Origin of the sequence: Roseburia sp. MSJ-14 (assembly GCF_018918225.1) — a bacterium.
Classification (GTDB): Bacteria; Bacillota; Clostridia; order Lachnospirales; family Lachnospiraceae; genus Petralouisia.
In genome coordinates this window covers 116,414-136,358 of the sequence record NZ_JAHLQD010000032.1, presented here as the reverse complement: position 1 = coordinate 136,358, position 19,945 = coordinate 116,414, and the positions used below count along the sequence as shown (strand labels likewise).

At 34.0% G+C, this 19,945-nt stretch carries 21 protein-coding genes and 2 tRNA genes; 15 read left to right on the top strand and 8 right to left on the bottom strand.

The features are described 5' to 3' along the window. Nucleotides 1-12: 12 nt before the first annotated feature. Nucleotides 13-735, top strand: a complete 723-nt coding sequence (rsmG, locus tag KQI83_RS11965; RefSeq protein ID WP_216558313.1) for a 16S rRNA (guanine(527)-N(7))-methyltransferase RsmG — start codon at nt 13-15, stop codon at nt 733-735. A 47-nt stretch (nt 736-782) separates the two neighbouring features. Here rsmG and KQI83_RS11960 read toward each other — a convergent pair whose 3' ends face one another. Then, nucleotides 783-1,736, bottom strand: coding sequence for an alpha/beta fold hydrolase (locus KQI83_RS11960; protein WP_216558310.1), 954 nt, complete (start codon nt 1,734-1,736; stop codon nt 783-785). Between the two features lie 173 nt (nt 1,737-1,909). Here KQI83_RS11960 and KQI83_RS11955 point away from each other — a divergent pair, with 173 nt between their 5' ends. The 9 genes from KQI83_RS11955 to KQI83_RS11915 all read left to right on the top strand — a co-directional run bounded on the left by KQI83_RS11955 (nt 1,910) and on the right by KQI83_RS11915 (nt 10,227). After that, nucleotides 1,910-2,935, top strand: a complete 1,026-nt coding sequence (locus KQI83_RS11955; RefSeq protein ID WP_216558307.1) for a sensor histidine kinase — start codon at nt 1,910-1,912, stop codon at nt 2,933-2,935. After that, on the top strand, nt 2,936-3,580 hold the full coding sequence (locus tag KQI83_RS11950; protein ID WP_216558304.1) for a response regulator: 645 nt from the start codon (nt 2,936-2,938) through the stop codon (nt 3,578-3,580). A gap of 516 nt (nt 3,581-4,096) precedes the next feature. Next, nucleotides 4,097-4,864, top strand: a complete 768-nt coding sequence (locus KQI83_RS11945; protein ID WP_216558301.1) for a ParA family protein — start codon at nt 4,097-4,099, stop codon at nt 4,862-4,864. Then, the gene (locus KQI83_RS11940) at nt 4,865-5,773 is read left to right on the top strand and encodes a ParB/RepB/Spo0J family partition protein (protein ID WP_216558299.1); all 909 of its coding nucleotides are present in this window, start codon (nt 4,865-4,867) and stop codon (nt 5,771-5,773) included. A gap of 48 nt (nt 5,774-5,821) precedes the next feature. Further along, nucleotides 5,822-6,346, top strand: coding sequence for a DUF4446 family protein (locus KQI83_RS11935; RefSeq protein WP_216558296.1), 525 nt, complete (start codon nt 5,822-5,824; stop codon nt 6,344-6,346). Between the two features lie 13 nt (nt 6,347-6,359). Next, nucleotides 6,360-7,367: an HD-GYP domain-containing protein gene (locus KQI83_RS11930; protein ID WP_216558293.1), complete on the top strand. Its 1,008-nt coding sequence runs from the start codon at nt 6,360-6,362 to the stop codon at nt 7,365-7,367. An 81-nt stretch (nt 7,368-7,448) separates the two neighbouring features. Beyond that, nucleotides 7,449-8,324: a DUF3881 family protein gene (locus KQI83_RS11925; protein ID WP_216558289.1), complete on the top strand. Its 876-nt coding sequence runs from the start codon at nt 7,449-7,451 to the stop codon at nt 8,322-8,324. 11 nt (nt 8,325-8,335) lie between these two features. Continuing rightward, nucleotides 8,336-8,409, top strand: a tRNA-Arg gene (locus KQI83_RS11920). Between the two features lie 36 nt (nt 8,410-8,445). Further along, a complete protein-coding gene (locus tag KQI83_RS11915) occupies nt 8,446-10,227 on the top strand; it encodes a hypothetical protein (RefSeq protein ID WP_216558286.1) in 1,782 nt (593 codons plus the stop codon). 308 nt (nt 10,228-10,535) lie between these two features. On the opposite strand, the gene KQI83_RS11910 is transcribed toward KQI83_RS11915, so the two are convergent. Then, nucleotides 10,536-10,608 (bottom strand) — tRNA-Lys (locus tag KQI83_RS11910). Nucleotides 10,609-10,791: 183 nt separating this feature from the next. On the opposite strand from KQI83_RS11910, the gene KQI83_RS11905 reads away from it, so the two are divergent. Next, nucleotides 10,792-12,429, top strand: a complete 1,638-nt coding sequence (locus KQI83_RS11905) for a CvpA family protein (protein ID WP_216558283.1) — start codon at nt 10,792-10,794, stop codon at nt 12,427-12,429. Between the two features lie 12 nt (nt 12,430-12,441). Continuing rightward, complete coding sequence (gene pepT / locus KQI83_RS11900) at nt 12,442-13,662, top strand: peptidase T (protein WP_216558281.1); 1,221 nt, start codon at nt 12,442-12,444, stop codon at nt 13,660-13,662. Nucleotides 13,663-13,746: 84 nt separating this feature from the next. Here the strand turns inward: pepT and KQI83_RS11895 are convergent, their stop codons facing one another. From KQI83_RS11895 to trmB, 3 genes are all read right to left on the bottom strand, one after another. After that, nucleotides 13,747-14,058, bottom strand: a complete 312-nt coding sequence (locus KQI83_RS11895) for a YbjQ family protein (protein WP_216558279.1) — start codon at nt 14,056-14,058, stop codon at nt 13,747-13,749. Further along, entirely contained in the window at nt 14,039-14,263 is a 225-nt protein-coding gene (locus KQI83_RS11890) for a hypothetical protein (RefSeq protein ID WP_216558275.1), read from the bottom strand. The genes KQI83_RS11895 and KQI83_RS11890 overlap by 20 nt, the downstream gene beginning before the upstream one ends. 133 nt (nt 14,264-14,396) lie before the next feature. Then, complete coding sequence (gene trmB, locus KQI83_RS11885) at nt 14,397-15,035, bottom strand: tRNA (guanosine(46)-N7)-methyltransferase TrmB (RefSeq protein ID WP_216558272.1); 639 nt, start codon at nt 15,033-15,035, stop codon at nt 14,397-14,399. 143 nt (nt 15,036-15,178) lie between these two features. Here trmB and KQI83_RS11880 point away from each other — a divergent pair, with 143 nt between their 5' ends. Then, nucleotides 15,179-16,537, top strand: coding sequence for a D-alanyl-D-alanine carboxypeptidase family protein (locus tag KQI83_RS11880; RefSeq protein ID WP_216558269.1), 1,359 nt, complete (start codon nt 15,179-15,181; stop codon nt 16,535-16,537). A 136-nt stretch (nt 16,538-16,673) separates the two neighbouring features. On the opposite strand, the gene KQI83_RS11875 is transcribed toward KQI83_RS11880, so the two are convergent. After that, a complete protein-coding gene (locus KQI83_RS11875; RefSeq protein ID WP_216558266.1) occupies nt 16,674-17,177 on the bottom strand; it encodes a hypothetical protein in 504 nt (167 codons plus the stop codon). Between the two features lie 135 nt (nt 17,178-17,312). Between KQI83_RS11875 and KQI83_RS11870 the strand changes: the two genes are divergently transcribed. After that, the gene (locus KQI83_RS11870; RefSeq protein ID WP_216558264.1) at nt 17,313-17,936 is read left to right on the top strand and encodes a type IV toxin-antitoxin system AbiEi family antitoxin domain-containing protein; all 624 of its coding nucleotides are present in this window, start codon (nt 17,313-17,315) and stop codon (nt 17,934-17,936) included. Then, the gene (locus KQI83_RS11865) at nt 17,936-18,697 is read left to right on the top strand and encodes a hypothetical protein (protein ID WP_216558261.1); all 762 of its coding nucleotides are present in this window, start codon (nt 17,936-17,938) and stop codon (nt 18,695-18,697) included. Before KQI83_RS11870 ends, KQI83_RS11865 begins: the two co-directional genes overlap by 1 nt. Nucleotides 18,698-18,701: 4 nt before the next feature. Here KQI83_RS11865 and KQI83_RS11860 read toward each other — a convergent pair whose 3' ends face one another. Both KQI83_RS11860 and KQI83_RS11855 read right to left on the bottom strand, forming a co-directional pair. Then, nucleotides 18,702-19,226 (bottom strand): spore maturation protein, encoded by a 525-nt coding sequence (locus KQI83_RS11860; RefSeq protein WP_216558259.1) that lies wholly within the window; start codon nt 19,224-19,226, stop codon nt 18,702-18,704. Continuing rightward, nucleotides 19,223-19,822, bottom strand: a complete 600-nt coding sequence (locus KQI83_RS11855; protein ID WP_216558256.1) for a nucleoside recognition domain-containing protein — start codon at nt 19,820-19,822, stop codon at nt 19,223-19,225. Before KQI83_RS11855 ends, KQI83_RS11860 begins: the two co-directional genes overlap by 4 nt. Nucleotides 19,823-19,945 lie beyond the last annotated feature (123 nt).

Below are 19,945 nucleotides of genomic sequence, written 5' to 3'. Positions count from 1 at the left end.
GGAGTTAAAGTGATGGAATATAATTTAGAAAAATTTAAATCAGGATTAAATAAACTAAAAATAGACTTGTCTGAACAACAGATACAGCAGTTTTTGAAATATTATGAAATGCTGATAGAAAAAAATAAAGTAATGAATTTAACTGCTATCACAGAGTTTGAAGATGTGGTGGAAAAACATTTCTTAGATTCTTTAAGTTTGATTCAGCAGATAGAATTATACCAGGAATTAAAAGTGTTAGATTTAGGAACGGGGGCTGGTTTTCCGGGAATCCCATTAAAAATAGCATTTCCAAATTTGAATATTGTATTGATGGATTCCTTGAATAAACGAATAAATTTTTTAAATGAAGTAATTGAAGCCTTACAGTTAAAGAATATTGTTGCTGTTCATGGAAGAGCAGAAGAGATGGCAAGAAAGACAGAGTATCGAGAAAACTTTGATTTGTGTGTTTCCAGAGCAGTAGCTAATCTTGCATCTTTGAGTGAGTACTGTTTGCCTTTTGTAACTCAAGGAGGATCCTTTATTTCGTATAAGTCTGGAGAAATTGAAGAGGAATTATCGCAGTCAAAAAAGGCAATTTTTGTATTAGGTGGGAAAATTGAAAGTGTAAAAAAATTCCGCTTGGTGGAAACAGATGCGGAACGTTCTTTTGTCCAGATAAAAAAAGTAAAGAAAACACCAAAAACCTATCCAAGAAAGGCAGGAACGCCATCGAAAAATCCGATTCAATAAAAAATTTGAATATAAAAAGAGATTGGAAGTTATCCAATCTCTTTTTGTTATTTCGATTCTAAGTAAAGGTTTAATAATTTTAATAATCTTTCTGGACATTCTAGCTGAGGAAGATATTTTGAATTATCAACGTAAGAAGCCTCAATAGAAGGATTGTAAGCTACATAGGAATTCATAATTTCAGTAATTCCATTCTGCTCCCGGCTACCAACTAAGTAAATGCTATTGTTAATTTTCTTCAGGGCATGGACAATATTAATGTTGGTATAATTTGCCTTGATGCTGGATAATAAATATTTACCCTTACTATTCTGTAAGTGAGCGGATTCATAATAGGTATCTAAGGTTTTGGTAGATACCATGTGTCCTTTATAGTAATACTTCTCTTCAAAAAGATTTTTGATATTTTTACCACAAAATGCAATGTTATAAATCAATGTTCCGATTACAGGTAAATCAATTAAAAACTTTAATGCATTCTTTTCTTTGTTTGGTGATGCACATAATTCTACCAGATTTGTAGGGTTTAAAACAATAATTTTATTAAAGTGCTCTGGATTCATATTACATGCCATAAGAGTGAAGGAAGCGGAATTTCCAGTGGTAATAATATCAGCTTTTTCACCAATCACATTTTTGATAAAATCAGTAATCAATTGAACAAATAAATAGTTACTATAAGTCATGTTTGGCTTGTCACTTTGTCCGCAACCTAAAAGATCTATGGCGTAAACAGTATGATTTTTTGCCAAATGCTTTATACATTTTTCCCATTCATAAGAAGAGGAAGCCGGATTCAAGTCATGAATTAAAAGAACAGGACTGCCTTTTCCTTGCTTTGTATAAAAAATCTCACCGTATCTCCAGGTAAAGAATTTTCCGTTATCCGATTTTAGTAGATTCTTCCGAATGGAAGAAACACTAATTGCTTTATTAATACCATAAATACTTATGGTAGTCATCGTTGTAAGAAGTAAAAAATTGCGAATTTGTTTTTTCATTTAGAGTGTCCTCCCTCAACATATATTCTCTTTCTATTATTATAGACGAAATAATGAAGATATACAAATAAAAAATTGAAATTAATCTTTAAATATTATATAAAATGATATAAAATTAAGTTATATGTGAATCTGTATGATTTGAATAGAACATATGTTCTGTAAGGAGGAATATGGTAGCAGAATATTTAGAAAAAATACGTCAGGAAATGTATGAGTATAAACTATGCATAGAAAGGGAGTATAAGAATAAAGTATTACTGTTAAAAGAAAACGAACAATTTACAGCAATGTTAGAAGACTCGTTGGATAAAAATTACGAATCATTTTCACCAAGAGATGTAAACCATGAGAGTTATGAAAAAATTGATAAATTAAAAAAAGAAAGAGCTGAGATAAAACAAGAAAAAGAAGAATTAGAAGAAAAAATCTTAAATATAAATAATCATTTAGAAGAACTAGATTCTGTATTACAGTATACCAACAAGAATGAAAAAGTTATGTTAAGTGTAGATGAAATTTCAAATGCAGAAGAAATTTTTCGAAAAAAAATTCTGGAAACTCAGGAAATGGAACGACAAAGAATTGCAAGGGAATTACATGATTCTATCGTTCAAAGTCTTACCAGTATTATTCATAAAGTAGAACTTTGTACTAAACTTATGGATATGGATACAGTGAGATGTAAGCTAGAACTTCAGACAATGTCAAAGACAGTGAAGAAAATTATTGAAGATATGCGTCAGGTAATTTATAATTTGCGCCCAATGTCATTAGATGATATTGGATTAGAGGTTACCTTAGAGCGGGAAGCCGCAAAATGGAAGAATACAGGAAAAGTTCTGGTGGATTATCAAATAGAAGGTGAAAAGAAAAAAATACCACCATTAGTATCATTAACAATTCTTAGAATTGTACAGGAAGCATGTAATAATATTTTAAAACATGCACAGGCAGAGCATATTGATATTATTCTAACATACAAAGAAAATAGTATAAAAGTTCAGATTGTAGATGATGGATGTGGATTTGATGTGGAAAGCATGAATCAATTACATCGGGAAGATGGATCTGGATTTGGCTTATCAATGATGAGGGAAAGAGTATACTTATTATCGGGAAATTTAAGTATAGAATCAGTCATAGGAAAGGGTACTACGATTTCAGTAGAAATTCCTATTGATAAGGAGGAAAAGTAAATGGCAGTAGAAGTAATAATAGCCGATGATCATTCTATGGTAAGAGAAGGATTAAAACAATTACTGGAATTGGATGGAGATATAGTAGTTATTGGGGAAGCAAGTGATGGTGTGGAATGCTTGGATTTATTAGAAAAAAATTTACCGCAAGCTCTATTATTGGATATCAATATGCCAAATATGAATGGATTGGAAGTACTGGAAAAAATCAAAGAAAAAAAATTAGATACAAAGGTAATCATATTAACTGTTCATAATGAAGTAGAGTATTTATTAAAAGCGGTAGAAATTGGAATAGATGGATATATGCTAAAGGATTCCAATTCGGATGAATTGAAAAAAGCAATTTATAGTGTAATTGACGGAGAAAGCTATATTCAACCTAATTTAATTCCAATTCTTAATTCCAAGATGATTGAAAGAGATGTGGAAAAGGAAAAGCTTGCATTACTTACGAAGAGAGAATTAGAAGTATTAAAACTAATGGCAGTTGGTTCTTATAATAAGGAGATTGGCGAAAAACTGAACATTAGTGAGAGAACAGTTAAAAACCACATTTCAAGTATATTCAAAAAGATAGATGTTTCTGATAGAACCCAGGCAGCAATATTTGCAATTAGAAATAATTTAATAAGTATATTCTAATAAATAATAGTTTAATAACCTGAAAAACAAAAGGAATGTTTCACGTGAAACATTCCTTTTTTATACAATAGTAAATTGTGCTTTATTGCATAAAAAATGCTCCACTAAGAGAGTGCACCTTGCAAAAATAAAATTAGTTGTAAAAATATCAAAATAAGTATGAAAAGTTAAAAAGGCGATAAAAATTTTGCTTAAACAGATAATAAAACTAAGTTTTACTGATTAGTAAAATGTTTCACGTGAAACATTTTTAGTGAAATAATAAGTAGATATAGTAATAAGTGAATATAGTAATAAGTGAATATAGTAATAAGTAATATAGTAATAAGTAATATAGTAATAAGTAATAAGTGAATATAGTAATAAAATAATAAATTAATATGTTAGTAAGCAAATACAATAATAAATAATAAAATAATATAGTACTAAGTAAATACAATAATAACAAAATAATTATAGAATTACATATTCAAAAGTGATATAATAGAAAAAGCATGAGAGAGAAAGGAAAATAATATGGGAAGAATTATTGCTATTGCAAATCAGAAAGGTGGAGTCGGTAAGACAACAACTGCCATAAATTTATCAGCATGTCTTGCCGAAAATGGAAAAAAAGTATTGACCATTGATTTAGATCCACAGGGAAATACAACCAGCGGTCTTGGAATTGAAAAAGAAGAATTGGAAAACACAGTATATGAACTTATGCTAGGAGAATGTACTGTGAGAGAAAGTATGATTAAAACAGAAATCGAGGGATTACAGTTAATACCATCCAATGTAAATCTTGCTGGAGCAGAAATTGAATTGCTTGGTATCAATGAAAAGGAGTACATATTAAAAAATGAAGTAGATTACATACAGGATGATTTTGACTTTATTATTATTGATTGTCCTCCATCATTGAATATGTTAACTATTAATGCTATGACTACAGCCAATACAGTATTAGTTCCAATTCAATGTGAATATTACGCATTGGAAGGATTAAGCCAGTTAATACATACAATAAATCTGGTACAGCAGAGATTAAATCCAAGTTTACATATGGAAGGCGTGGTATTTACAATGTACGATGCCAGAACAAATTTGTCATTGCAGGTGGTTGAAAACGTAAAAAATAATTTGAATACTACCATATACAAAACAATAATTCCAAGAAATATTAGATTAGCAGAAGCACCAAGTCACGGACTTCCCATTAATTTATATGATTCGAAATCTGCCGGGGCAGAAAGCTATCGTCTGTTGGCAAAAGAAGTAATAGAAAGAGAGGATATATAAATGGCAACCAAAAGAGGCGGATTAGGAAAAGGACTGGATAGTCTTATTACAGATAAAGTAGGAACCGGAAATGCGCCGGTAGAACCTGTAAAGAGTAAAAAAGTAGAACCGGATAAAGAAGTTACTTTTGTGAAAATAGGAAAGGTAGAACCAAATAGAGAACAACCAAGAAAGAATTTTGATGAAGATGCATTGCTAGAGTTGTCTGAGTCAGTAAAACAACATGGTGTATTACAACCGTTATTGGTACAGGATAAGAAAGATTATTATGAAATTATTGCCGGAGAGCGAAGATGGCGCGCAGCTAAACTTGCAGGATTGAAAGAAGTACCTGTAATTATTAAAAATCTTACAGATCAGGAAATCGTAGAAATTTCATTAATCGAAAATATTCAAAGAGAAAATCTGAATCCAATTGAAGAAGCATTAGCATACAAAAGACTTTTAAACGAGTTTAATTTAAAACAGGATGAGGTAGCAGAAAGAGTATCAAAATCCAGAACAGCAGTTACTAATTCTATGCGTCTGTTGAAATTGGACGAGCGTGTACAGCAAATGGTAATTGATGATTTGATTTCCACAGGTCATGCAAGAGCATTATTGGGTATCGAAGATAAAGAGCAACAGTATGCAGTTGCACAACAGATATTTGATGAAAAACTTAGTGTACGAGAGACAGAGAAATTAGTAAAAAAATTACAAAAGCAAAAGACAGAACCAACAAAGAAAATAGTAGATGAAAGTATGTCTGTTTTCTTTGAGGATATGGAACAAAGATTAAAGTCAATTATGGGAACTAAGGTAGCAATTCATCAAAAAGATAATCAAAAAGGAAAAATAGAAATAGATTATTACTCTACCGATGAATTAGAAAGAATTATGGAATTATTCCAATCAATACACGAATAAAATACATAAACAAATAAACAAACATATGTTCTATAAATGGAGGCACTTATGATATCGGAATTTTTAAATTTAAAATTTACAGTAGATGATTTTTTACTTACCTTTGCAATTATGGCAGGAGTAATGTTACTATTACTGATTCTTTTGATTATAAATATGGTAAAGACCAGTAAACTGAAAAAGAAATATAACTCATTTATGGTTGGAAAGGATGCAAAATCCTTAGAAGATAATTTGATAAAAAGAATTAATCAGGTAGAGGAAGTATTAGTATCTGAAAAGAAAAACGAAGAAAATATTGAAAAGTTATTCCGCAGTATGAAAGTAACTTTTCAAAAAGTGGGAATGGTTAAATATGATGCATTTAATGAAATGGGAGGAAAACTAAGCTTTTCATTAGCATTATTAGATCAGAAAAATGATGGATTTATTATAAATGCAGTACATAGTAGAGAAGGCTGCTACACTTACATTAAAGAAATTATTGACGGAAATTCAGTACTTGTTTTAGCAGAAGAAGAAAAAGAAGCGTTAAATATTGCAATGGGAGTAAGTACGAAAAAACCAGAGTAATTAGGAGCATAACATGAGAAAATGCCATGTGTCAGAATTAACAGGAAATGAAATATTAGCCCAGTCGATATATCTGGAGGATGGTCAAATACTATTAAAAAAGGGAGAAATCATAGAAAGCTCCTATAAGGAATCACTTCTTACATTAAATGTAGAGGAGGTTTTTGTCCAAGACCAATATGAAGTATACGAAAGACCAAACTTATATTTAAAGAGTAATCAGATAAAAGAGTTTCAACAGCAGTTGGAAGATGTATTAGTTCATCATGTGTATAAGGATAATAATAGGTTGAAAAAGTTGTTGAAACTTGCAACGGAGATGACGGATGCTGTTTATAGTCGGGAGAACCAAAAGAAAATTGACGTTAGAGAGCACAGTGGAAATATTTATGAACATATTATCCTGACAACATTGTGGAGCATTATTGTAGGAAAAGAGTGTGGATGCGAAAAAGAAAGACTGGAGCAAATTGCTTTGGGAGCGTTGTTGCATGATTTGGGATTGTGCTATGTAAATGCAGATTATAAAAATTGTTGCTTTGAAAAAATGCCGCCGGTGGAAATTTTTGAATTAAAGAAACATACCATTTTAGCATATACTGCACTGGAAAAAGAAACATGGATACCGGAAATTTCAAAAAAAATGATTTTATCACATCACGAAAAAATGGACGGAAGTGGATATCCGTTAAAGCAGAAAAACCAGGAGTTGGAATGTAAGATTATACAGGTGTGTGATACAGCAGACGGTATTTTAAGTGGAATAGAAAGAGAGCAGGGAACACTGGAGGATGCTTTAAAAGAATTAAGAAATCATAAAAAGTATGATAGTAATGTGGTAAAAGTTTTTGAAAGTAAAATAGCAAAGTATCCGGTAGGAACTAAGATGCAAATAGAAAATGGAAAAGAAGTTATTGTGGTATCCCAGACAGAAGATTCTGCACAGCCTGAAGTTATAGAAGTGTCAGATGGTGAAATCCACGAAAGAAGACTGACAGAAAAAGTAATCCACATATTTTAAAAAATATTAAAAATACTGTGGAAAAAGAATATTTTGTATTATATAATAAAAAGAGAAATATCCCATGAAGGGAGTGACAATATGCACAATTTTTTAAGAAGTATTGGATTTAAGAATTTAATAAAAAAGAAAGATTTAGATATTTTAATAGATGATATTATAAAGAATCCGGATAAAAAAGTAATTACAGAAGATGCAAAGGGAAATGTTTTTGCAGAATTAAGTAAGCAATATGGAGAATATATCGGAATTGCAGTTCGCGGAGAGTATGTAGAGGAAGAATTCCAAATGGATTATTATTACCCATATTTCGTTGGAAGTGGAGTTTCTACCGAGGAAAAGGTAGAAATTGAAAAGCGTTCTGATAGGGAAGCCTATGCAGGTGTTTGTGATGAAGTACGCCTTGGTGTAACACTTATCTTTTATCTGCAAAATGTCATTGAATATTTACAAGAAGCTGGTGGCACTGCACGAAAAATTCCTGCAAATACAACATTATCTGCATTGTCTACCGGTGGAAAAATTATTTTTCCAGTATATAAAAATGAGTCTCAGATAAAAAAAGGAGAAAATTACAGCCAAAAAAGAAGCCATTTGATTGCGGCTGCAAGAGATGGTGATGAAGAGGCAATTGAAAGTCTTACGTTAGAAGACATTGATACTTACTCCATGATTTCAAGAAGAGTAATGAAGGAAGATATATTATCTATTGTAGATACTTATTTTATGCCATATGGAATTGAAAGTGATCAATATAGTATCATGGGAGAGATTCTTAATTATGATACTATTGAAAATAGTGTAACATCGGAAAAATGTTATATTCTTACAGTTGATAGTAATAATTTGGTCTTTGATGTGTGCATCAATGAAAGTGATTTACTGGGAGAACCTGCGGTAGGCCGTAGATTCAAAGGAAACATTTGGATGCAAGGTCAGATTAATTACCATATATAGATTTGCTTTTTGTTTCCGTAGCTCAGCTGGATAGAGCGACCGCCTCCTAAGCGGTAGGTCGGGTGTTCAAATCACCTCGGGAACGTTTTCTAAAATATTCACAAGGGTGGAGGAAAACGATATGAGAAATGGCAATGTACAAAGGATTAGGGTTTTAGTTGCTTCACTGGTAGCAGTAATTGCAGCAATGGCAGATGTTTATATCATTGTAAATGCACCTAAGAATTACATATTGCTGGCGGTAATAAGCGTAGTTCTTCTTATAGCAATATTTTTCTTAGTAAGTGGAAAAATGCAATTGCGAGACTTAAGTAGCCAAAAGGCAGAAGAACAATATCAAGATATTGTGACTTCACAAAAAGCATGTTATTTGCAAACGCGAAAGAAGTTTCGTGAAACAAATGAAATGCTCGGTGAGTTAGACAAAAAGCTGGAACCACTGGCAGCTAGTAATGAAAATAATTATAAAAAAATCAGTGGGCTTTTGGATTCCCTAATGGAAGATCAAAAGAAAGTAGCAAAGCTTACATTAAGTAGAAGTAAAGAAAATGCCAATGCTATGATGAATTCCAATGATAAGGTCATGGAGAAAATGGCAAAAGTACAAGAAGTGGTTGGAAAAGTATTAGATCAGCCGGAAAATATGATTGTACAAGAAGAAAGTAAGTCAGAGGAATTTGAAAAAATAGAAGAAAACCAACAGGCATTGTTAACAAAAATGCAGGCTTTAGAAGATTCGTTAAACAGTCACATGAATACAGTTGTGGATAAAGTTCAGGAAATACCGGGTGTTGGTAGAGAACTGGTGGAAGAATTAAAGTCAGAAATCAGAGCAAATGAACAGAAGCAATTTGTAATGGAAAAACAGCAAGAAGAGCCAAAAGTTGTAGAAACAGAAGCGGAAAAAGTATTGCCGGAAGACAAAATTCCGGAAGTAGAAGAAGAGGCAAGCGTAGAAGAACCGGAAGAAGTATTATCAGAAACAGAGTTAGAAGTGGAACCGGAACTGGCAGAAGAAGAAACGAGAATAGAAGAACCGATATTAGAAGATGAGATAACTCCGGAAGTAGGGGAGGAACCACAAGAAGTATTGGAAGATGAGATAACTCCGGAAATAGAAGAACCGGAAGAAGTATTATCAGAAACAGAGTTAGAAGTGGAACCGGAACTAGCAGAAGAAGAAACGAGAATAGAAGAACCGATATTAGAAGATGAGATAACTCCGGAAATAGAAGAACCGGAAGAAGTATTATCAGAAACAGAGTTAGAAGTGGAACCGGAACTAGCAGAAGAAGAAACGAGAATAGAAGAACCGATATTAGAAGATGAGATAACTCCGGAAATAGAAGAACCGGAAGAAGTATTATCAGAAACAGAGTTAGAAGTGGAACCGGAACTAGCAGAAGAAGAAACGAGAATAGAAGAACCGATATTAGAAGATGAGATAACTCCAGAGATAGAAGAACCAGAAGAAGTATTATCAGAGACGGAGTTAGAAGTGGAACCGGAAGAAGATGTATTATCAGAAACGGAGTTAGAAATAGAACCGGAACCAGAAATGGAAGAGGTTGAGACAGAAGATGGCTCTGTAATGGAAGAAGTTGTTGCAGAAGAAAAGTTAGAGCCAGAAGATTCAGTAATGGAAGATGTAGCACCAGATACTGTATCGGAAGAAGCTACTACAGTCGATGCAAATAAGATGATGACACCGGAAGAAATTGCAGCGTTAATTGCAGGTAGTCAGGAAGAAGAACTTCCGGAAAGTATGGAAGAACCTGTAGTGGAAGAGAATAGCGTAGAGGAATCTAAGGAAGAAGAAGCAGTTCCTCCAATGCCGGACTTATCAGATCCAAATAAAAAAATGAGTCCGGAAGATATTGCAGCATTGATTGCAAATTTGTAGGATAGAGGATAAAAGGAAATCCCTTTCAAGAAGATAAAAGTCTTACTTGAAAGGGATTTTCTTTTGCTTTTTGCATATAATGAAAGAAAGTGTATGGGAACTATGTAAAGTATGAAACGGAAAAAAAGTATGAAACAAAAACTAACAGAAATGGCTTATGAAAGGCAAGATTTGCAAAAAAAAATGACACATATTCAAAAATGTATCAAAGAAGTAGATAATGCATTAAGTGGAAAAAAGAAATAATAGAACGAAAAAAAACACCGCCCCCGAGCTCATTTCGTCTTCGAAAACAGTGCTTTTGTAAATGCGCCTTCAGGGGCTCGAACCCTGGACACCCTGATTAAGAGTCAGGTGCTCTTCCAACTGAGCTAAAAGCGCATATTTGTGATTGCGTAATCATCAACGCAAGAATTATTATATAATAAACTATTAAGAATTGCAAGAACTTTTTTTACTTTTTTAAGAAAAATTTTATATAAGAAAAGAAGTTTGGATTCTTGACATGCTATTATTTAGATAGTAAAATTGTACTATCTAAATAATACAAAAAGGAGAAAATTTATGAAAAAAGCAATAAGAAATATTGTAATAGCAATTGTAGTATTATTAGTAGCTTTTATTTATTACTATATTACACTTCCGGCATTCAATATACACTCCATGGGAACATGGGTATTTGTAATTGGCGGAATTTTGTTGTTTTGTATTTTTGCAACGATACACAAAGCAATCCGAGAACATCAGAGAATTGATTGGAGAAGAGGAAAAATTGATATTAATATCAAGGCAAGCAGTATTGCAAAAATAGGATTTGAAATTATCGGTGCATTAGTAGTAATTCTCATGATAGGAAGTATTTTATCCTCCCCAATTGTAAATGCAAAGAAGTACCAAAAGTTGATGACGGTGGAAGAAAGAAATTTTACAGAAGATATTTCACAGGTAGATTACAATACAATTCCGATTTTGGATAAGGATTCAGCAGCTCTGTTAGGTGATAGAAAGATGGGAAGCATGGTAGATATGGTATCCCAGTTTGAAGTATCGGATGATTATACACAAATCAATGTAAATAACCGTCCGGTTCGTGTGACACCACTGGTATATGCAAGTCCAATTAAGTGGTTGACCAACCAAAAAGACGGAATCCCGGCTTATATTAAAATTGATATGGCAACACAGGATACGGAATGTGTAAAATTGGATAAGCCAATTAAATATTCAAAATCAGAACATTTTAATAGAAATATTTATCGTCACCTGAGATTTAAATACCCAACCTACATTTTTAGTGACCAGATATTTTTTGAAATTGACGACGAAGGAACACCATATTGGATATGCCCGGTAAAGAAATTTAATATTGGCTTATTTGGTGGAGAAACGATTGGTAAAGTGGTTGTCTGCAACGCACAGACAGGAGATTGCAAAACCTATGATATTGACAAGGTGCCACAGTGGATTGACAAGGTATATCAGGCAGAGCTTTTGATGCAGTTATATGATTATAGTGGAACTTTAAAGCATGGATATTTTAACAGTGTTTTGGGACAAAAAGACTGCTTAAAAACTACGGATGGCTATAATTATATAGCATTAGAGGATGATGTGTGGGTATATTCCGGTGTTACCAGTGTAAGTGGTGACCAGTCTAATGTAGGATTTGTTTTGATGAATCAAAGAACCATGGAAACACGTTTTTATAAAGTAGAAGGAGCTACGGAAAGTTCAGCAATGTCTTCGGCAGAAGGACAGGTACAAAATCTTGGATATACCGCAACTTTTCCATTGTTACTTAATATATCCGGAGAGCCAACCTATTTTATGGCATTAAAGGATGATGCAGGATTGGTAAAGATGTATGCCATGGTAAATATTCAGAAATATCAATGGGTTGCAACCGGAGATTCTATTCGAGAATGTGAAAAATCGTATAAGCAGCTATTGAAAAATAACGGTATTTCAGCAGCAATTAATGAGGATAGTAAAGAGGCAACAGGAATTATTAAAAATCTTTTGCCGGTAACATTGGAAGGAAACTCCCATATCTATTTAGCATTGGAAGGAAAAGATGAGATTTTTGATGTAGACCTTTCAAATTCTGAATTACTTGATATAATAAAATATAGTATAGGTGATGAAATAAAACTTTCCTATATGGAAGGCGATACACCTGTAAAAGTAACAGCGATAAAGTAATGGAGGCATAATATGACAGTAAAAGAAAGACTTTTAAAATATGTATCTTACTGGACAACTTCAGAAGATAATAAGGAGGTAATACCTAGTACAGATTGTCAGTTTATTTTGGCAGATGTTTTGGCAGAAGAACTAAAAGGCTTAGGTTTAACACAAGTAAAACGTGATGAGCATTGTTATGTGTATGGTTTACTCCAGGCAACTCCTGGATATGAGAACAAAAAGGCAATGGGATTTATTTCTCATATGGATACAGCACCGTCTTTTTCGGGAAAAGATGTTAAACCGCAGGTAATAGAAAATTATGACGGAAATGATGTGGTATTGCAGGGAACAGGTGATGTAATTAAGGTATCAGATTTCCCGCATCTTACTTCTTTAAAGGGAAGAACATTAATTACAACAGATGGAACCACTCTTTTAGGAGCAGATGATAAGGCAGGAATTTCCAATATATTAACAGCAGTAGAAGAGGTAATTGCAGAAAAAATTCCACACGGGGATGTTTGGATTGGATTTACACCGGACGAAGAAGTTGGTGCCGGAGCTGATTTGTTTGATTTAGACTATTTTAAAGCGGAATATGCTTATACCGTAGATGGCGATTATGAAGGAGAGGTTGCATATGAGAACTTTAATGCAGCATCTGCACATTTTACAATTAAGGGTGTAAATGTACATCCGGGATCTGCAAAGGACATTATGGTAAATGCAGCATCTATTGCTTGTGAGATTCAGAGTTTGTTACCGGAGCAGGAAACACCGGAGCATACAGAAGGAAGAGAAGGATTTTATCATTTGGATGAAATGCATGGAGATGTAAATGAGGCACATCTTGACTATATTGTTCGTGATCATGACAGTGATATGTTTGAAAAACGTCAACAGGTATTGCGTGAAATTGAAGAAAAAATTAACCAGAAATATGGTGCAGGAACAGTAACTTTAAAATTAACGGAAAGCTATCGCAATATGTTAGAAGTAATAGAGAAGAACTTTTTTGTAGTAGAAAATGCAAAAAAAGCAATTCAGGCAGCAGGTATGGAGCCGATTTCTCTTCCGGTAAGAGGTGGAACGGATGGCGCAAGACTGAGCTTTATGGGACTTCCTTGCCCAAATCTTGGAACCGGTGGATATGCATTTCATGGTCCAAAGGAACACGTTACAGTAGAAGGTATGGAAGCAGTTGTGAAGATTATCAAGGAACTTATTAAGAATCCTGTGGATAAGTAAGTAAAAAACAAAAAAAGAAGTGGAAAAAGAGAAGTGATTGTTTTAAGGTAAATCAGAAAACAATCACTTCTCTTTTGGTAAAAACTATTGGAATTTTACGGCTGTTCCATAAGCGATAACTTCGGCAGCTCCCTGCATAATTGCAGAAGAAGCATAGCGAATATTTACAACTGCATCAGCGCCTAAGGATTCGGCTTCTTCGACCATTCTTTTGGTAGCAAGTGCACGAGCATCGTTCATCATATCATTGTAGGCTTTTAATTCTCCACCAACAATGGTCTTAAAACTTTGTGTAATGTCGCGTCCAATATTTTTGGACTGAATGGTACTTCCTTTTACTAATCCAAGCATTTCCAATTCTTTTCCGGAAATGTAATCAGTATTTACTAAGATCATCTTCTTCACCACTTTCTATTTCTTTTATTCTTTCGTATAAATTATAAAAAGATACACATGTTAGTCCACCAAAAATTACAAGCAAAATCATTCGTACAAAACGTGGAATTTCTGGAATAAAAAGAAACAGTGTGCAATACCCCATTAAAATAAAAACCAATATAATGGTGATGATAATAGGGGCAATTAATTTTGAATATTTCATAAACTCCATCTCCCTTAAGAAAATAACATACTTAAAATTTTAATAGGACTAAATCTATTATAGTAGTTCAAGAAATTCAATTCAATGCTTTATAATAAGATTAATAAAATATTAAGCTAAGGAAAAGGTTATTCTAGCGAGATGCAATTAACTTATGAATTGGATTGCCCATAGCGGAAAAACGTTCCTCATATTCAGTCATAACATTTCCTTCGTTCATGGCAGTATCATGATGTAGGTCACGGGTAAATGCATCCAGATTCCAGTGAGCTTCTTTTACTTCTTCAAGAGAAAAATCAAACAAGTCAACATTGTCTGTTTTAAATTCCACCACACCATCGTTTTTTAAAATCTGGTCATAACGAGCAAAAAATTGACGAGAAGTTAAACGGCGTTTTGCATGACGATCCTTTGGCCATGGATCAGAGAAGTTCAAATAAATTTTAGAAACTTCATCTTTGTCAAAAACTTCACAAATGGTTTCTGCATCCATACGAATGAAACGAATATTTTCCAGTGGATCTTCTTCCATTTTTTGAAGTCCTCGTAAGAGTACGCTGGAATATTTCTCAATACCTACATAATTAGTAGAAGGATTTTGTCTGGCAAGGGTGGTAATAAACTGCCCTTTTCCCATACCTATTTCAATATGAATGGGATGCTTGTTTCCAAAAATCTCATTCCAGTGTCCTTTTTGGTGTTCTGGTTCCTGAATGCACCATTTATTTTCAGCAATCACTTCGCGAGAACCAGGTATATTTCTTAATCTCATAAATACCTCCAGAATTCTATATCAATACCATTTATTGTACTATAAAAATTCAATGAAAAAAACCCTATAGAAAAAAATATTGATAAAAAAGATTTCTAATATTATACTATAAGTATTGTAGTAATTAGGAAGGATAGAAAAGAATGAGAAAAAATAGAAAGTGGATGGGATTATTACTGGGCGTAGTAAGTCTTTTCCAAATAAATATATTATCCGTACAGGCAGAAGAATATTGGCCGGAAGGACCAACGGTTGAAGGAGAAGCGGCAATTGTCATGGAGGCTTCTACCGGAACCGTATTGTATGAAAAAAATGCAGATGAACAGTTATATCCTGCAAGTATTACCAAAATAATGACAGCACTTTTGGCAGTAGAAAATAGTAGTATGGATGAACAGGTTACGTTTTCGATGGATGCTGTTTATAAGACAGAAGGTTCTGGTATCTCCCGAGATGTGGATGAAGTTATGAGTATGAAGGATTGTTTATACGGACTAATGCTGGAATCCTCTAATGAATGTGCCTATGCTATTGCAGAACATGTGGGAGGAACGTATGACAACTTTGTTCAGATGATGAATGAGAAAGCAGCAGAGTTAGGATGTACCCATACCCATTTTAATAATCCTCATGGATTGCCGGATGAAAATCATTATACATGTGCCCGGGATATGGCATTGATTTCCCAGGAAGCATTAAAGAATGAAACATTTCGCCTTATTACAAGTACAAGACGGTATACGATTCCGCCAACCAATAAGCATGCGCAGGAAACCTATTTGACGAATCATCATAAAATGTTGAATAACTGGAGAGGTGATTCCACTTACTTGTATGATGGATGTATTGGTGGAAAAACCGGATATACCTCAGTTGCAGACAGTACGTTGGTTACTTTTGCAGAAAGAGACGGTATGACGTTAATTTGTGTAGTAATGAAGGAAAAGTCGCCGGGGCATTATGTGGATACAACTAATTTGCTAAATTACTGTTTTGAAAATTTCCAACTGTGGAATGTAGCAGAAAATGAACAAAATTATACTTCTGATAAAATGGAAAATAAAATTTTTGCCAAGGAAGAATCGTTCCTTTCCGTAGATTCACAAGGTTTTATTGTACTTCCTAAGGCAGCTGCGTTTACAGATGCAGTACCGGAGGTAGTAGAAGATACCAAGGCAGCGGATAAAGTAGGAACAATTCAATATACTTATGCAGGGCGAAATGTGGGTGGTGCAGATATTAAAATAAATGGAGCAAAGGTAGCACAGTTCCCATTTGACAAAGCACAAACAACCAATAAGAAGGAAAAGGTTGTTAACATTAATATCAAGTATATTTTAATTGGAATTTTAGTAGCTGTTATATTAGTAGGAGTTGGATTTGGAATTTATCATTTTGCAGATAATTTCTATTTGATTCGTTATAAATTTGGCTCTAAACGACCAAAAGGATTTAAGAAGATTAGGCAAAGAAAAAATCGTCGTAGAAGAAGATGGTTTTAATGTCTTTTTTTGAAAGATAAGACACATAAAATAGAAAAAAAGATAAATAGAAAAAAGACAATACCAAATGGGTATTGTCTTTTTGTGCACTTAGGACATTATAAAAAAACTTGTGAGATGTCAGAAAAAAATATAATTATTCGGATATAATACTGTTAATTACAGATAAAACCTTTAATTTGTCTTGTGTATAAATTAAAATACCGTTACAGGATTTTACCATTGTAATGTAGTTGTTTTTTAATAAATCCCAGTTAGAAAGTTGATAAATCAGATAGTCGAGGCTGGAAGTTGGAGCTTTGATAAAAACGGTTTCACAGGAATCCATAGGATTAAGAAGGAACTCTCCCTGCTTTATAAAATGCTTTAGCTCATTTTCCTGTGCCAGTTGTTCTTTTGTTTTATTAATAATGAAGTAACCCTTTTCATCCTTTGGCATATCCATAGATTTGATTGCTCGTTGTACTTGTTTGGTAAGAGCATCAGAAGCAGGATAAAGGGATTCAAAGTAGCTCATAAAATCAGAGGCTTGGCGAAAATGAGCGTTTGTTCCTTTTTCTGAAACCTCAGTTGTGAGAATGCGTCGGATAATAGTCTCACAGGTTTCTCTGGAAGGGTTTCCTTTCGATTTGTTATTCATGTTTGCATGTCCCTTTCGTTTTTCTTTGATTATACGGCATAAAAAGGTGGGATTCAAGAAAAAGCAGAATTGACAAACCTTAGAACCCATAATAAAATGAAATTACCACATAAAGAGGAATGGAGCGGAAAAAATATGGGTGAGGAAAAGCAGAAAAAGAAAGATGCGCTAATTGAATTAATTCAGGAAGAAATGAAAAAAAACGGAGGTTTCATGCGCACAGCTCAACTTTACGAACTTCATATGGATTATCGAAAGATACAGAAATTTGTAGAGGAAGGAGTCTTAGAACGAATAAAAAACGGTTGCTATGGAATGGGGTTTTCCAAGCAGTCCGAGGAAGATATGGTAGCAGAGCTTTTTACAGATGGGGTTTTATGTATGGAAAGCGCATTGTACTATCAGGGTTATATTGCGGTACGCCCAGCTTGTTGGCACATAGCTGTGGATAAAAATACATCAAAGTCGCGATTTAAAATGAAATATCCACTGATACAGCCGTATTACGCTGAACCGGAAGTGTTGAAACTTGGTGTGGAAAAGATAGCTGTTGGAAGCAGAGAGATGTGGATATATAACAAGGAAAGAATGATTTGTGATTGCTTGAAGTTTGAAGAAAAGTTGGAACGAAATGTATTACAGCAGGCTGTTTTAATGTATTTAAGGGAACCGCAAAAGGATATTCAACGGCTTATGGAATATGCCAAAGAGCGTAAGGTGATACAAAAGGTGCAAAATAGAATTGGAGTGTGGTTGTAATGAAAGAACAAATAGAAGTTCTCACAGAACAACTGCGCTACGAAGTATTAGAACGTATACTGGCTAACGGTTATCGGGATAAGCTTTGGATGAAAAAAAGAATAGAAACCGAGAAGGTAGAGCCAGGACTTGTTTTTTATCCGGCAAAGAATAATCAAAAAGAAATGCTAGAAGCATTAAGGGAATTGTTTTTGCCGGAAGCTATGGAAGTAAAGAATCTTCCCATTGCCTTGGAAAACAAAAACCGAATTCTTTTAGAATTTGAGCGAGAAAAGTATCATATTCCATTTTTCATAGGAGTAAAGCCATATAAAGAAATATTATTACATCCGGCAGAAGAAACATTTGAGAAGTTAACGTATCTTCGCTTCCCAACGGAAGAATATCTTGCACAGGGATTCTATGAAATTGTGGATAAGCTGGAACTTTTGAATGATCTTAGTTGGTATAAGGAAATCTATGATATTCTTTTAACAGAAACGATAGACGGAAGAAGGGTAAGGGACTGCTTTGGAAGGCTATTAGAGCGTAAGGCAATCCCATCCTTAGAAAAAAGACTAGATACCATAAAAGGATATGCTGATTATGGGTACATGAAGAAAAAATGGAAAAACGAAAAGAAGCGTCAAAGCGGAGCGTTTCCGGAATGGAAAGATGTTATTTCTCTGTTAGTTACCTTTTTTTCTCCCATATATGATGCTGTAATTCGCGATGAAGTGTTCTTTGAGGACTGGATGCCACAGTTGGGCAGATATTTATAGAAAATTATAAAAATCCGGAAAGAACCACACTTGCAATTGTACCGATTAAGGTAGTAAGTAAAGCACCGGCCAGCGTATAGCGGGTCTTTTGTACTTTTGCACTCATAAAGTACACACTCATGGTATAGAAAATAGTTTCGGTGCAACTCATCATAATAGAGGTAATAGTTCCATAGTAGGAATCAGGACCATATTGTTTGAAAATATCCAGTACCAAACCGGTAGCGGCAGAAGAAGAAAACATTTTTACAATAGTAACAGGAACTAATTCAGCAGGAAAATGAAGTGGTTCGGTAATATAACCGAGAAGTGTAGCCAGAAAATCTAAAAATCCGGAGGCGCGTAAAATGCCTACGCCAATCATTAGTCCGATTAAAGTAGGCATAATACCGATAACTGTTTCAAATCCATCCTTGGCACCCTTAATGAAATCGTCGTAAATATGGTGTTTGGTTAAAAGACCATATCCTACAATCGAAAAAATCAATAGAGGAATAATTGCATCGGAAAGAAAAAGGAGGAGATTCACTTTGGAACACCTCCTTTTTTATCTGGTAGGGCAAGCATAATTTTGGCAAATAAAATACCGGAAAAGGTAGAAATTAAAGTAGCAATAATTGCAGGACCAACAATGCGTGCAGGGTTAGCAGAGCCATATTGGCTACGGTACGCAATTATATTTACCGGAATAAGTTGCAGGGAAGAAATATTAATAATAAGAAAGGTACACATGTCCCGGCTGGCGGTTTTGCTGTGATGATTTAACTTTCCAAGTTCTTCCATTGCCTTTAAACCTGCCGGGGTAGCCGCCCAGCCAAGTCCAAAGATATTTGCAATCATGTTGGTAGAAATGTATTCATTGGCTTTGTGGTTAGCAGGAACACCCGGAAACATAAAACGTAAAAAAGGATTTAGCTTTTTTGCGGCACCGGAAATAATACCGGAGTTTTCTGCAATTCGCATAAGTCCCACCCAGAAAGACATAACTCCCACCATAGTAATGCACAGAGTAACGGCTTCTCTGGCAGAGTCTAGAGCTGCATCTGTGACAGAAGTCAGGTTTCCGGTGAGTGCAGCATAGATAATCCCAATTAAAATCATAAAACCCCATAAGTAATTGAGCATTGCATACTCCAAAATATGTAGTTATTTTATTCTATGCAGTTTATGGAAAAGTGTGTATTTTCTTTGAGTTTTTTCTGAAGCTAGTGTATAATAAAATTAGTTCAAGAGGCAGGAGGTATTCTT

Coding starts and splice junctions, on each gene's coding strand:
- rsmG (WP_216558313.1), top strand. CDS start 13: ATGGAATATAATTTAGAAAAATTTAAATCAGGATTAAATAAACTAAAA.
- KQI83_RS11960 (WP_216558310.1), bottom strand. CDS start 1,736: ATGAAAAAACAAATTCGCAATTTTTTACTTCTTACAACGATGACTACC.
- KQI83_RS11955 (WP_216558307.1), top strand. CDS start 1,910: ATGGTAGCAGAATATTTAGAAAAAATACGTCAGGAAATGTATGAGTAT.
- KQI83_RS11950 (WP_216558304.1), top strand. CDS start 2,936: ATGGCAGTAGAAGTAATAATAGCCGATGATCATTCTATGGTAAGAGAA.
- KQI83_RS11945 (WP_216558301.1), top strand. CDS start 4,097: ATGGGAAGAATTATTGCTATTGCAAATCAGAAAGGTGGAGTCGGTAAG.
- KQI83_RS11940 (WP_216558299.1), top strand. CDS start 4,865: ATGGCAACCAAAAGAGGCGGATTAGGAAAAGGACTGGATAGTCTTATT.
- KQI83_RS11935 (WP_216558296.1), top strand. CDS start 5,822: ATGATATCGGAATTTTTAAATTTAAAATTTACAGTAGATGATTTTTTA.
- KQI83_RS11930 (WP_216558293.1), top strand. CDS start 6,360: ATGAGAAAATGCCATGTGTCAGAATTAACAGGAAATGAAATATTAGCC.
- KQI83_RS11925 (WP_216558289.1), top strand. CDS start 7,449: ATGCACAATTTTTTAAGAAGTATTGGATTTAAGAATTTAATAAAAAAG.
- KQI83_RS11915 (WP_216558286.1), top strand. CDS start 8,446: ATGAGAAATGGCAATGTACAAAGGATTAGGGTTTTAGTTGCTTCACTG.
- KQI83_RS11905 (WP_216558283.1), top strand. CDS start 10,792: ATGAAAAAAGCAATAAGAAATATTGTAATAGCAATTGTAGTATTATTA.
- pepT (WP_216558281.1), top strand. CDS start 12,442: ATGACAGTAAAAGAAAGACTTTTAAAATATGTATCTTACTGGACAACT.
- KQI83_RS11895 (WP_216558279.1), bottom strand. CDS start 14,058: ATGATCTTAGTAAATACTGATTACATTTCCGGAAAAGAATTGGAAATG.
- KQI83_RS11890 (WP_216558275.1), bottom strand. CDS start 14,263: ATGAAATATTCAAAATTAATTGCCCCTATTATCATCACCATTATATTG.
- trmB (WP_216558272.1), bottom strand. CDS start 15,035: ATGAGATTAAGAAATATACCTGGTTCTCGCGAAGTGATTGCTGAAAAT.
- KQI83_RS11880 (WP_216558269.1), top strand. CDS start 15,179: ATGAGAAAAAATAGAAAGTGGATGGGATTATTACTGGGCGTAGTAAGT.
- KQI83_RS11875 (WP_216558266.1), bottom strand. CDS start 17,177: ATGAATAACAAATCGAAAGGAAACCCTTCCAGAGAAACCTGTGAGACT.
- KQI83_RS11870 (WP_216558264.1), top strand. CDS start 17,313: ATGGGTGAGGAAAAGCAGAAAAAGAAAGATGCGCTAATTGAATTAATT.
- KQI83_RS11865 (WP_216558261.1), top strand. CDS start 17,936: ATGAAAGAACAAATAGAAGTTCTCACAGAACAACTGCGCTACGAAGTA.
- KQI83_RS11855 (WP_216558256.1), bottom strand. CDS start 19,822: ATGCTCAATTACTTATGGGGTTTTATGATTTTAATTGGGATTATCTAT.